Below are 12,352 nucleotides of genomic sequence, written 5' to 3'. Positions count from 1 at the left end.
CCGCCCTGGAGCCCGCCCATGCATGACCTGGTCGCGGTGGGGGTCATCGCGGGGCTCGTGCTGATCAACGCCTTCTTCGTCGTCGCGGAGTTCGCCCTGCTGGGCGCACCGCGCACCGCCATCGAGCGGCGTGCCGCCACGGGGAGCCGGCGGGCCCTGCGCGTGCGCGAGCTGCTGCGCGACCCGAAGGAGCAGGACCGCTACATCGCCACCGCGCAGCTGGGCGTCACGTTCGCGAGCCTGGGGCTGGGCATGTACGGGGAGCACGCGCTGGCCGGGTGGCTGGTGCCCCTCCTCGAACCGCTGGGCACGTCGCGGTGGATCGCCGCGCACTCGCTGGCGAGCATCCTGGCCGTGGTGCTGCTGACGTACGTGCACATCGTGCTGGGGGAGATGATCCCGAAGACGTTCGCGCTCCGGGGGGCGGAGCGCGCGGCGCTGTGGATCTCCACCCCGGTGCGGTGGGTGAGCTGGCTGTTGTTCCCCCTGGTCATCGCGCTGAACGCGATGGCCAATGGGGTGCTGCGCCTGATGGGCGTGCGCCGCACCGCCGACGCCGAGAGCCACTCGCCGGAGGAGCTGCGCTTCGTCGTCGACGAGAGCCAGCACGCGGGGCAGCTGCGTGAGACGTCCGGCCAGGTGCTGAAGGAGCTGCTGGGCTTCGGGGCGCGGACGGCCATCGAGGTCGCCACGCCGCGCATCCACCTGACGGGGCTGCCGCTGGGGGCCACGCCCGAACAGATGCGGGACGTGCTGTGCCGTTCGAACCACACGCGCCACCCCGTGTACTCCAACGACCTGGACCACATCGTGGGCATGGTGCACCTCAAGGACCTGCTGCGGCTGCTGGCGGCGCGGGTGCCGTTGACGTTCCGGGACGTGCGGCCGGTGCCGTTCGTGCCGCGCACCGCGAGGCTCGACACGGTGCTGGCCGTGATGCGGCGGGAGAAGACGCAGCTGGTGGTGGTGATGGACGAGCTGGGAGGCACGGCCGGGCTGCTGACCCTCGAGGACCTCTTCGAGGAGGTGGTGGGGGAAATCGACGAGGGCGCCTCGACCGCGCCGGTCCTGCGGATGGACGCGGAGGGACACGTCGTGGCCGCGGGCCTCCGGCGGCTGGACGAAGTGGGCCGGGCGCTGGGGTTGGAGCTCGCCCATGAGGAGGTCGATACGGTGAGCGGGCTCGTGCTCGCGAAGCTGAACAGGCCGCCCCGCGTGGGGGACCAGGTCGACCACGGCGAGGTCCGCTTCGAGGTGACGGCGGTGGAGGGACGCGGTGTGAAGGAGTGCCGCATCGAGCGGTTGCCCACGCAGCCGGACGCGATGCCCGAGCTGAGTGCGGAGGAGCTGCCCGGATAGGGGCGACACTCGCCGTCGCACGGGGCTTGAACCCACGGAGCACCATCAGCAGCTTCGCTCCAATCCGCGACGGGAGGGCTGCGGGATGGTTCGCTGGAAGTGGGCGTCGTTGGGCGTGGCGATGTGGCTGGGGGCGGTGGGCTGTGGTTCGCGGCCGGAAGCGAACGAGGGGCCACCGGTGGAGGCCCCTCCCGAGGAGGAGGTGACTCCCATCGATGTGGAGCCCTCGCCAGGGCAGGGGGCCTCACGGGGACCGGAGGAGGTGCCGCCGCGTCCCCTGACGGAAGAGGAGGAGGTGCCGCCGCCGCCTCCGCCCCAGGAGGCGCACTGTCCGGCACCGGACCTGGGGCGCATGCCGTCCGAGGGTCTCCTCGAGGACCGGCCACTGGCGACCTTCTGCGAACTGACGCCCGATGCCTGTGATGCCCTGCGCCCCGCCCATGCACGGCGCGCGATACCGCGTCCGTGCCGTGTCTGGAACACGACGCCGTACAGCACGCAGGATTATCGCTTTGAGTACGACGCGCTGGGGCGCCTGCACTCGTTCGATACCTCGTCTGACTGGTACGTGGGCTACGACTACGACGCGTGCCATCGGCTCGTGGGGCGTTCCGAGACACCCCCGATGTCCATGGCCAACTACGACGATGTCTATGCGCGCGCGGGGGACGGCCAGCTCCTGCGCTTGAAGCACTGGTACTTCAACGCGCTCACCGACACGGTCCTGGAGCACGACGCCCAGGGCCTGCTGCTCGGCGCCACGACGACGTGGAGCTACTCGGGCTCCAGCACCACGACCCTGACGCAGCGGTACACCCTGGACGCGCAGGGCCGCATCCTGTCCGCGGAGGGAACGGACCCCAAGAAGGGGCTCCAGTGGCGCGAGGCGCGCCGCTATGACGCGGCGGAAGCGCTGGAAGAGGTCGTCCGCCGCGCCCCTGACGGCACGCTGCAATGGCTCAAGGGGTTCTCCGAGGGGCGGCTGGTCCGGTCCATTGGCCCGAACGCGAGCACCGAGAAGCGCTGGACGTACAGCCCTGACGGGGTGTTGCTGCGCATCGAGACCCTGCCCCTCGAAGGCACCTCCGCGAGCCTGGCCGCGTCGCAGCGGACGGAGTACCAGTACGGCGACGATGGCCGGCTGCTGCGAATCCTTCGGACGGAGCGGGGGACACAGGACGGAGCCTCGGTGGAGACCGCGTCCGTGTCGGAGTTCCAGTACGCGGAGGACGGCCGCATCCTCCTGAGGGAGGACCGCCAAGGCCCCAACATCAAGGTGACCACGTACCAGTACGACTACGTCTGCGCCCCGAGCGCCCGCTGACCCCGGAAACACGAAGGCCGATGATTCCAGGAAGGAACCATCGGCCTGTGTCTCTTCAGAGCGGCGGAAGGGATTCGAACCCTCGACCCCGAGCTTGGGAAGCTCGTGCTCTACCAACTGAGCTACCACCGCGTGCGACGGGCGAAGCAGGGCCCAAAGTAGGGGCGGGGCCCTGCCTTGTCAACGGGAAGAAGCGTCCGGTGTCTGGCGGACATTTCCGCAGGCGGCGCAGTACCGGGACTCGGGTGTCCGGAGCGGTTTGCCGCACGCCGTGCACGGCGGTCCGTACTGGGCGATGCGATGGTGCATCACCGCGTTCGGATGGCAGCCGGCGTAGCCCGTCAGCCGCTCGTAGGCCCGGCTGACGGGAGCGAAGCGCGCCTCCATGGTGGGCTCCGTGGAACGGAACGCAGCGCGGTAGAGGTTCGAGACCTCCTCGAACTCCGCCTCATCCAGCATCGGCATCTCCCGCTGGCATCGCCAACACCAGAGCGGTTTCATCTGAGCCCTAGAACTGGATGTCTTCGTCGGACAGGCTGTCGCCCAGGTCGTCGAAGCAGGGAGTGCACAGGGGCTTTGCCACCGAGGTCTTCTTGGGTTCGCCACAGCCATGGCAGAACTTCTCAGGGTAGGTCCTGTCCTCGTACTTCTTCCAAGAGGCAAAGCAGCCACGGCAGAGCGGCTTGGTCATGTTGAAGTCGAGGTCATCGCAACAGCGGATGCAGTGTCCCATGTCGAAGTCGCGGACCTCAACGACGGCTTGTCGCGGGACACTGGCCTTCCGGGCGGGTGCCGCGCGCGGCTCTCGCTTGGGAACTGAGGGCTCGGCCGTCTTCACGGAGGAAGAGAGCGGGGGCGCAGCCTGGGCCGTCAGATGGATTTCGCTCTTCAGCAAGGATTCGACTGCGGCGTACTCAGGGGTACCTGCCGGGATCCACGTCCCAATCTCGATGCTGTTGTTGAAGGACGACTCCAGCAAATTGAGCGACGTCAGGAGGGCGTGCTTCTCCGAGATGTAGATCTTCGCGTGCAGGTCCTTCACGAGGAGGACCTGCAGCTTGGCCTGGCGCAACTGCGTGAGTGCGTCCGAGTCCAGCGGATCCTCCTTCCCGGTGCTGAAGTCCCGCTCCCGCAGCACCAACGTCACCGACACGCCTCTCGCCAGCGCACCTTGGACGTGGCGCGCCAGGACCCGGAGCTTGTCGAGCCGTACGTAGGGGCTGACCAGACGGAGTTGCCGCTCTGCCTCCGTGATGAGGCGGGTCAGGTGCGTCTGGGTTTCCGACGAACTGAGGATGGCAATCCTTTGCTTCTCGGGTACGACCGCCGTCAACACGTCCTCCTGGCTGGCTTGCCAGTGCAAGCCTAGCAACAGCTGGCATCACGGCGGCAGGGGGCGTGATGCCAGCCATTGGGAGGGTGCGCTGCTACTCCCCCTCCTCGACAGTCAGCTGGTAGGAGTCCTGAAAGTTCGCCTCGCGGTTCTTCGCGTCGCGGACCTCGAAGACGTAGACGCCCGGTTCGGCGCTGTAGCGGATGGTCTCCGGCTGGTCTCCCTTGGCGCGGTCGGACGTCTGCACCAGCGTCAGCTTCCCGTCCGGCTGCAGCCGGTGCAGGTACAGCCCCACGTCCACCTTCAGGATGCCCAGCAGCGTCGCGGTGATCGCCGTGCGCACCGGCCGGTCGGACAGGTCCACCCGGTAGTAGTCCACGTCCTTCGCCGGATACACCGTGCCGCGCACCGCCTTGCCCAGCGTCAGGTCCTGCGCGCGGTCGGACGTGTTGTTGGGCTCGCGCTCCTGGCTGCCGTCGTCCGGCACCGTCGTCACGCTGATGCGGTAGGGCTGATCCGCGTTCTCGAAGTCCTTCACGAACTTGCCGTTCACCTTGCGGAACGACCCCTCCACCCGGAAGTAGCAGGTGCCGCTGCACGCGACGTTGTTGAGCCGCTCCGGCTCCTTCAGCGCCCCGTCGTTGGCCTTGAGCAGCACCGTCTCCTTCAGCCCGTCCCCCTGCGGCGGCTCCACCATCGACAGCGTCAGGTCCAACCGGTCCACGCCCGACAGCTCCACCTTCGCCAGCACCGGCTCGCGCGCCGTCAGCACGTAGTTGTCCACGTCCGACTTGGGCGACAGGAAGCCCTCGCGGTAGCCCGCGCCCGTCAGCGGCGTGGCCTTGAGCAGCTCGTCGTTGGGCTCCAGCTCCGCGTGCGCCCCCGCCTCCTCCTGGGACACCGTCAGCGTGTACGGCACCTGCGCGTTGTAGGTGCGCCGCTGCGCCTTGCCCGTCCCCGTCCAGCCGCCCTTCACCACCACGTAGACCACCCGGTCCGTGGCCCGCACGCCGATGTTGCGCAGCGCGAGCGGCTCGCCCTCCTTGCCCTGCAGCGTGAACAGCGGCGCCTCCGCGGCGGACAGCACGGACACCTCTGGCCGCACGCCCTCCACGGCGGAGAGTTCAATCTTCAGCGCGACCGACGGCACCTCGGGCTCGGGCGGCGGACCCGCGTCCACCGCCTGGGCCGCCACGGCTCCGCCCAGCTCGCCGGGCGCCGTGGGCGTCGCGTTCTCCGGCGGGTGCGCGGGCGGCTCTCCACCCCCGAACGTGCCCTCCGGGGTGGGGGAGGGCGCCCCGTTGTCGTCGATGACCGGCGTCTCGTCCGGCACGGACGGCGGCGGAATCGCCGCGGGCGTCGAACCCGGGGCCGCGGGCGCCGTGCCCGGAGCGGGTGCGCCGCTGTCCTGCGCCGCCGGCGTCTCCTCGGGCGTGACAGGGCCCGCCAGCTCCACCCGGTACCAGTCCTCATCCCCCGAGTGCCCCAGGAACGCCGTCACCGTCTGCCCCAGCGGCAGCGCGGCGGCGTCCACGGCGCGGTCGTTGGGCTCGCGCTCCTCGCCGTCGTTGGGCTCGCGGTACTTCACCTCCAGCGTGTACGCCCCGCCCATGCCCTTGCGCGCCGGCGACACCACCAGCCAGCGCTCCTTCTCCACGTAGAGGTTCGGAAGGCGCTCGCCCTTGCCCTCGCCCTCGCTGTTGACGCCCACCAGCCGGTTGCGGTCCTGGTCGTAGACGTCCAGCTTCACGTCCCCGCCGGGCAGGCCCGTCACCGTCACGTCCGCGATGCGCGGGGTGCCGGGGGCCAGCCGGTACCAGTCCTCGTCCAGCTTGTTGGGCTCCGCCGCCAGGCCTCCCGTCACCACGCTGTCGCGCGTGATGGCCAGCGCCTGGTCAGGCCGCTCGTTGGGCTCCTTCTCCGTGAGCGCGGAGGGGCCCGTCTCCACCGCCCCCGCGTCCGGCGCCTCCGCCGGCACGTCCTTCTTGCACGAGGCCGTCCCCAGCAGCCCCAGCACACAGACCCAGCCCCAACGTCGCATCACGTCTTCCTCCTCGGTCGGTCCGCCTTGTCGGCCTGGGCGTGTCCGGGTGTCAAGCACCCCCAACCCCCGGCGGGACGCTTTCATCCGCGCCCCCGGACGTCACCTGGAGAACGCCCCGTCCCGGGTCGTGGCCCGCCGCGAGGTCCGGTGGTGACGGAAGGTTCACACCCGGACTGGAGCCCCGGGGTGGGGACGATCCAAGATGCGCCCCATGCGACGCCTGTCCCTGGCCTCCCTGCTCCTCGTGTCCCCGTCCGTCCTCGCCGCCGGGCCCGCCGCGCCCGGCTATGCCCAGGCGGAGGCCTGGGTGGAGAAGGAGGCGCGCCCGGACCACTACGTGCCCCTCAACCTGCTGGATGGCCGGGACACCACCGCCTGGTGCGCGGAAGGGGAGAAGCCCGCCCACGTCTTCATCGGCTTCAAGGAGCCCGTCACCCTGGACGAGGTGCGCGTCTACACGGGCGACGGCACGTCCCGCGACGCGTTCAAGGCCAACGGCCGCGTGCGCAAGTTCACCCTCACCAGCGTGGACGCGTCCCGCAGCGTCACCGTGCAGGACAAGCGCGGCCTGCAGGCCGTGCCCCTGTCCCAGCCGCTCTTCGGCGCGCGCTTCATCCTGGAGGTGACCGACCGCTTCCCCGGCACCAGGGAGGACGCGCCGGTGTGCCTCACGGACGTCGTCCTCTACTCGGGCGGCAAGCCCCTCAACGGGCCCGCGCTCGCCACCCGCTACAAGTACGACGCGCGCGTGGCGCCACTCGTGGGCACCTGGTTCGGCGGCCACGAGGGCGCGCCGGAGCGCTTCCTCTCCTTCTTCGTGGACGGCACCTGGCGCTTCTCCCTGGAGCCCCTGGAGACGCCCGAGCCCACCACCGTCGTCAACGGCACCTACACCGTGTCCGGCAACCGTGTGACGCTGGACATCCCCAAGAAGGGGAAGGTGACGGCCCGCTTCGAACGGACCCCGGCCGGCGAGGGGCCGAAGGCGGCCGCCGCGCTGTCGCTGGACGGGACGCTCCCCGAGGAGTGGGGGAGCTCCTTCCGCAGCCAGCCGTGAGAGCGCCCGGGCCGACGTGAGGGCCCGGGCCGTGGCCTAGATGGCGGCCTTGGCCTTCTGCTTGCCGCTGAAGGCGCGGAAGAACTCGATGATCTTCTTCTCCGCCGCGGCGGTGTCGGTCGCGTCAGCGAACTCCGACTCGAGGAAGATGCCCCCGCACGACTCGCAGGTGTCGAACTGCAGGGGGTGATGCCGGTCCCCGCCGACGTAGCGGACGAGGTCCACCTGGCAGTCGGGGCACTGGCCCGTCAGGGCGTCGGCGTCCATCTTGCCGCCCTGTCCCTCCAGGCCGGGAAGATTGTTGTGGAGGAGGATCCGGTTCAGATCCGCGACGTTGACCCACAAACCGCCACACTCTCTACATTCCCGCAACGTCTCGTGATCCCCTTCGAGATCAGTCATTTCGGCGTTGCAACCGGGGCAATTCATGGGGCGGCTCGTTCTCCTGAAGGGGGGAGCGACAGGGTGCTCCCCGGTGAATGGAGAATGATAGGTCGCACAAAAATTGGGATGCAACCCGTGCCGCCGCTTCTGTTGGCAACGCGCCGTCTACCGGCCCCCTGGGCTCAGGCCGCCGCTCAGGCCGACGCTCAGGCGCGCTCCTTCACGCGGCGGATGTCCGCCCCCAGGCCCCGCAGCTTGCGCTCCAGCCGCTCGTACCCGCGGTCCAGGTGGTAGACGCGGCTGACCTCGGTGTGGCCGTCCGCCCGCAGGCCCGCCAGGATGAGCGACGCGCTGGCGCGCAGGTCGGTGGCCATCACGGGCGCCCCGCTGAGCGCCTTCACGCCCTTCACCACCGCCGTGTGCCCCTGGATGGTGATGTCCGCGCCCAGCCGGTGCAGCTCCGGCACGTGCATGAAGCGGTTCTCGAAGATGTTCTCGGAGATGACGGACGTGCCGTGGCTCACCGTCATCAGCGCCATCAGCTGCGCCTGCATGTCCGTGGGGAAGCCCGGGTGCTCCGTGGTGGTGATGTTCACCGACTTGAGCGTCCTGGGCGCCTTGCAGCGGATGCCGCCGTCCTCCACCGTGAGGGTGCAGCCGGCTTCCCGCAGCTTGTCCATGACCGCGTCCAGGTGCTCCGGGCGTGCGTGCTTCACCAGCACGTTGCCCCCGCTGATGGCCGCGGCCACCAGCAGCGTGCCCGCCTCGATGCGGTCCGGCAGGATGGCGTGGTCCACCGGGTTGAGGGACTCCACGCCCTCGATGGTGATGACGGACGTGCCCGCGCCCTCCACCTTCGCGCCCATCTTGTTGAGCACGCGCGCCAGCTCCTCCACCTCCGGCTCGCGCGCGCAGTTCTCCATCACCGTGCGGCCCTTCGCGAGCACCGCCGCCATCATCACGTTCTCCGTGCCGGTGACGGTGATGACGTCGAAGTTCACCATGCCGCCCTTGAGCTGCTTCGCCCGGGCCTCCACGTAGCCTTCGGTCAGGTGGATGTCCGCGCCCAGGGCCTTGAGGCCCTTCAGGTGCTGGTCGATGGGCCGCGCGCCAATGGCGCACCCGCCCGGCATGGACACGCGCGCGCGGCCGAAGCGCGCGACCAGCGGCCCCAGCACCAGGACGCTGGCGCGCATGGTCTTCACCAGCTCGTAGGGGGCCTCCGGGGTGATGTCCCCCGCGATGCTGATTTCACACGTGTCCGCCTTCTTGCCGGTGAGCCGCGCGGCCTCGCAGCCCATGGTGCGAAGCACCTCCAGCATCGTGGCCACGTCCGCCAGGTCCGGCACGTTGCGGAAGGTGTTGGTGCCGTCCGCCAGCAGCGCGGAGGCCAGGATGGGCAGCGCCGCGTTCTTCGCGCCGGAGACCTCCACCTCGCCGTGCAGCGCGGTGCCACCCTTCATGACGATCTTGTCCATGTCTTTGCCGTGCCTTCTTCCGGTGCTGCTGCCGGGCCGCACGCCCGAGGCCGTCAGGCCGCGGGCTGTGTCCCGAACGCCATGCGTTCACGCCGCTCCAGGTCCTTCTCCACGCGCGCGTCCGCGTACCCCGCGGCGCGCAGGAGCTCCAGGACGGCGCTGCCCTGGGTCTCCCCCATCTCCAATGCAAGCAGTCCGCCAGGCTCCAGCACCCGCCGGGCACCCTGAATCACCCGGCGCAGCGCAACGAGTCCGTCCGGCCCGCCATCCAGCGCCAGCCGGGGCTCGCGCCGCACCTCCGGGGACAGCCCGGCGATGTCGCCCGAGTCGATGTACGGCGGGTTGGACACCACCACCCGGAACGTCTCGCCCGGGGGGAGGGGAGCGAAGAGGTCGCCCTCCAGCACGCTCACGCGCTCGGCCACGCCCAGGGACTGCGCGTTCTCACGGGCCAGCGCGCACGCGTCCTTCGACAGGTCCGTGGCCACCACCGTCGCCTGGGGCCGCTCCGCCGCCACGCTGATGGCGATGCAGCCGGAGCCCGTGCACACGTCCAGCACGCGGCTGGGCGCGTCCTTGGGCACCGAGTGAAGCACCGCCTCCACCAGCAGCTCCGTCTCCGGCCGGGGGATGAGCACGCGCGCGTCCACCTTGAACGAGCGGTTGTAGAACTCCTTCGTGCCCGTCAGGTAGTTCGTGGGCTCGCCCGCCATCCTGCGCTCGATGAGCGCCTTGAAGGCGGCCAGCTCGTCCTTGGACAGCGGCCGGTCCAGGTCCACGTACAGGCGCACCCGGCCCGTCTTGAGCACGTGCGCGAGCAATATCTCCGTCGTGAGCCGCGGGGCATCCACCCCGCGCTTCTCGAAGTGCCCCGTCGTCCAGGTGAGGATCCGGCGGATGGTCCAGACGTCGCTCATGATTCGCTGGGGGGCCGCCCGCCGCCCGTCTGCGCCTTGAGGGCCTCCGCCTGGTAGTGCGTGCGGCAGGCGGTGATCACCTCGTCCACGTTGCCCACCATGATGGCCGGCAGGTTGTGCACGGTGAGGCCGATGCGGTGGTCGGTGAGCCGGTCCTGCGGGAAGTTGTAGGTGCGGATCTTCTCGCTGCGGTCGCCCGTGCCCACCTGCCCGCGGCGCATGGAGTCGCGCTCGTTGCGGATGCGCTCCTGCTCCATGTCGTAGAGCTTCGCGCGCAGCATGCGCAGGGCCATGGCGCGGTTCTTCCCCTGGCTCTTCTCCTGCTGGCACTTCACCACGATGCCGGACGGCTTGTGGATGAGGCGCACCGCGGAGTCCGTGGTGTTGACGCTCTGGCCACCGGCGCCCGTGGAGCGCATCACCTGCATCTCGATGTCCGCCGGGTTGATCTGCACGTCCACGTCCTCCGCCTCCGGCATCACCGACACGGTGATGGTGGAGGTGTGGATGCGCCCCTGCGTCTCCGTGGCCGGCACGCGCTGGACGCGGTGGACGCCGGACTCGTACTTCAGGTTGCTGAACACCGCGTCGCCGGACAGCGTCACCGTGGCGTCCTTCACGCCGCCGGCGTTGCCCGCGCTCATGTCCAGGATGTCCGCCTTCCAGCCCCGGCGGTCCGCGTAGCGCAGGTACATCTGCATGACCTCTTCCGCGAAGAGGGCCGCCTCGTCGCCGCCCGCGCCCGCGCGGATCTCCAGGATGACGTTCTTCTCGTCATTGGGGTCCTTGGGCAGCAGGAGGATTTTCAGCGACGACTCCAGCTCCTCGCGCTGCGCCTTCAGGCCGGGCAGGGCCTCCTTGGCGTAGGCCTTCTCGTCGGGGTCGGCGCTGGACAGCCACGCCTCCACCTCGTTGAGGTCCGCCAGCACCTTGCGGTAGCCGCGGAACGTCTCCACGAGCTTCTCCAGCGCGGCGCGCTCCTTGGACACCTTCTGGAGCTTCGCCGTATCGGCGAGGATATCGGGGTTCGACAGGTCGGCCGTGAGCCGTTCGAAACGGCGCTCGACCTCTTCCAGTTTGTCAATCATGCGTGGTTCCCGGGGCGTCTTGCCCCTTTGGGCGCCCCGTGGCAAGGGCCCAGGGCGTCAAGGAAAACCTTGGCCGTGCGGGCAGTGGCATGTAAGAACGGCCCCCGTCGCCGCCCGGTGCGGCTCGAATCACGCTCAACACGGAGTCCTTCACATGGCCGCACAGAAGGGGAATCGTTCCAAGAAGAAGCTGAAGAACCGCGCCAAGACCCGGAAGGCGCAGCTCAAGCGCCGCCGCACGCGCTTCAAGCGCGGCCAGCGCAACAACAAGTAGTGCCGGAAGCTACTGCCCCCCTCTCACACTGGAGGAGGGGGGCGGTGGGCTCCCTGCTCCCCCGGCTTCCCCCGCTTCCAACGCCGGGAGCATCCGCTCGAGCCCCTGTGTCCCCTGCGACGCGGTGCGCAGCAGCGTCATCACCCCTTCGGCCTCGGCACCCGTCACGGGCACCGGCTGGACGGGGAACTCGGGGTAGCGGTCGGTCCTGAGGGGCAGCACGTCACTGGAGAGATAACCCGTGGAGTCGAAGCGCGCCCGCCACAGGACGCTGCGCTTGTCCCGGGGGTTCCAGTTCCCGCCGAACACGAAGTTGCCCAGCGAGTAGAGCACCGGCCTGCCCTGATACAGCTCCATGGACTGGAGCACGTGCGGGTGGCTGCCCAGCACCCCCGCCGCCCCCGCGTCGATGGCCGCGTGCGCCAGGCGCACCTGGTACGGCTCCGGGGTGGTGTTGCCCTCGATGCCCCAGTGGAAGAAGGGCAATACGATGTCCGCCTGGGCCTTCGCCGCCGCGATGTCCTCGCGCAGCATCCGCTCCATCACCTCCACGTCGGAGAAGTGCCCCGCCACGCCCGGCGTCGTGTCCGTGGCGTAGACCTGGGGCGGCTCGATGTTGCGCGTGCCCAGGAAGAAGTAGCCCAGGAAGGCGACCTTCATGCCCCCCACGGTGATGACGGCCGGGCGGCGCGCCTCCGCCAGGTTCCGCCCCGCGCCGAAGAAGGGGATGCGCGCGGCCTCCAGCGACGTGAGGGTGTCCAGCAGGCCCTGCGCGCCGTAGTCCATCATGTGGTTGTTGGCCAGGCTCACCACGCCCACGCGCCCCGCGGTGAGCACGTTCACCAGCTCCGGCCGCGCGCGGAAGTTGAAGTTCTTGGGCAGCTTCTCCGTGCTGTCCGTGTACGGGCACTCCAGGTTCACGACGAACAGGTCGCCGGAGTCCACGATGGGCCGCACCTCGCGGAAGCCGTACGCGAACATCTCCTCGCGCGTCCGCCCCTTGGCCACCTGGTCGTCGAAGTACTCCTCGTAGTGGTGGCCCACCGTCACGTCGCCGCCCACCACCAGCGTCACCGGGCGGGCGGGGGCTGGAG

The 12,352-nt window shown here is 69.8% G+C and carries 11 protein-coding genes and 1 tRNA gene; 3 read left to right on the top strand and 9 right to left on the bottom strand.

All coding sequences use genetic code 11. From position 1 onward, the window contains the following. Positions 1-1,359, top strand: a 1,359-nt coding sequence (locus tag D7W79_RS29145) for a hemolysin family protein (protein ID WP_208729866.1), incomplete at its 5' end; no start/stop codon positions are given. Between the two features lie 85 nt (positions 1,360-1,444). Then, a complete protein-coding gene (locus D7W79_RS29140) occupies positions 1,445-2,683 on the top strand; it encodes a hypothetical protein (protein ID WP_147442109.1) in 1,239 nt (412 codons plus the stop codon). 59 nt (positions 2,684-2,742) lie between these two features. Here D7W79_RS29140 and D7W79_RS29135 read toward each other — a convergent pair. The 4 genes from D7W79_RS29135 to D7W79_RS29120 form a co-directional block, all read right to left on the bottom strand. Beyond that, positions 2,743-2,815 (bottom strand) — tRNA-Gly (locus D7W79_RS29135). A gap of 48 nt (positions 2,816-2,863) precedes the next feature. Beyond that, the gene (locus D7W79_RS29130; RefSeq protein ID WP_208729865.1) at positions 2,864-3,142 is read right to left on the bottom strand and encodes a hypothetical protein; all 279 of its coding nucleotides are present in this window, start codon (positions 3,140-3,142) and stop codon (positions 2,864-2,866) included. 49 nt (positions 3,143-3,191) lie between these two features. Next, positions 3,192-4,019 carry a phospholipase D-like domain-containing protein gene (locus D7W79_RS29125; RefSeq protein WP_158617075.1) on the bottom strand — a complete coding sequence of 276 codons (828 nt, stop codon included), beginning with the start codon at positions 4,017-4,019 and terminating at the stop codon, positions 3,192-3,194. 91 nt (positions 4,020-4,110) lie between these two features. Further along, complete coding sequence (locus tag D7W79_RS29120) at positions 4,111-6,057, bottom strand: ABC transporter substrate-binding protein (protein ID WP_120528648.1); 1,947 nt, start codon at positions 6,055-6,057, stop codon at positions 4,111-4,113. 214 nt (positions 6,058-6,271) lie between these two features. Between D7W79_RS29120 and D7W79_RS29115 the strand changes: the two genes are divergently transcribed. After that, positions 6,272-7,117, top strand: coding sequence for a discoidin domain-containing protein (locus D7W79_RS29115; protein WP_244222027.1), 846 nt, complete (start codon positions 6,272-6,274; stop codon positions 7,115-7,117). Between the two features lie 36 nt (positions 7,118-7,153). On the opposite strand, the gene D7W79_RS29110 is transcribed toward D7W79_RS29115, so the two are convergent. The 5 genes from D7W79_RS29110 to D7W79_RS29090 form a co-directional block, all read right to left on the bottom strand. Beyond that, the gene (locus tag D7W79_RS29110) at positions 7,154-7,546 is read right to left on the bottom strand and encodes a zf-TFIIB domain-containing protein (RefSeq protein WP_120528646.1); all 393 of its coding nucleotides are present in this window, start codon (positions 7,544-7,546) and stop codon (positions 7,154-7,156) included. A 161-nt stretch (positions 7,547-7,707) separates the two neighbouring features. Next, positions 7,708-8,979 carry a UDP-N-acetylglucosamine 1-carboxyvinyltransferase gene (murA, locus tag D7W79_RS29105; protein WP_120528645.1) on the bottom strand — a complete coding sequence of 424 codons (1,272 nt, stop codon included), beginning with the start codon at positions 8,977-8,979 and terminating at the stop codon, positions 7,708-7,710. A 53-nt stretch (positions 8,980-9,032) separates the two neighbouring features. Continuing rightward, positions 9,033-9,899, bottom strand: a complete 867-nt coding sequence (gene prmC / locus D7W79_RS29100; protein WP_120528653.1) for a peptide chain release factor N(5)-glutamine methyltransferase — start codon at positions 9,897-9,899, stop codon at positions 9,033-9,035. Continuing rightward, positions 9,893-10,984, bottom strand: a complete 1,092-nt coding sequence (prfA, locus tag D7W79_RS29095; RefSeq protein ID WP_120528644.1) for a peptide chain release factor 1 — start codon at positions 10,982-10,984, stop codon at positions 9,893-9,895. Before prfA ends, prmC begins: the two co-directional genes overlap by 7 nt. 283 nt (positions 10,985-11,267) lie before the next feature. After that, positions 11,268-12,352, bottom strand: a 1,085-nt coding sequence (locus D7W79_RS29090; protein ID WP_147442108.1) for a CapA family protein, incomplete at its 5' end; no start/stop codon positions are given.

This window comes from Corallococcus exercitus, from assembly GCF_003611585.1.
Lineage (GTDB): Bacteria > Myxococcota > Myxococcia > Myxococcales > Myxococcaceae > Corallococcus > Corallococcus exercitus.
The sequence above is the reverse complement of the archived record's forward strand: the minus strand, read 5'-3'. Positions and strand labels throughout refer to the sequence as shown.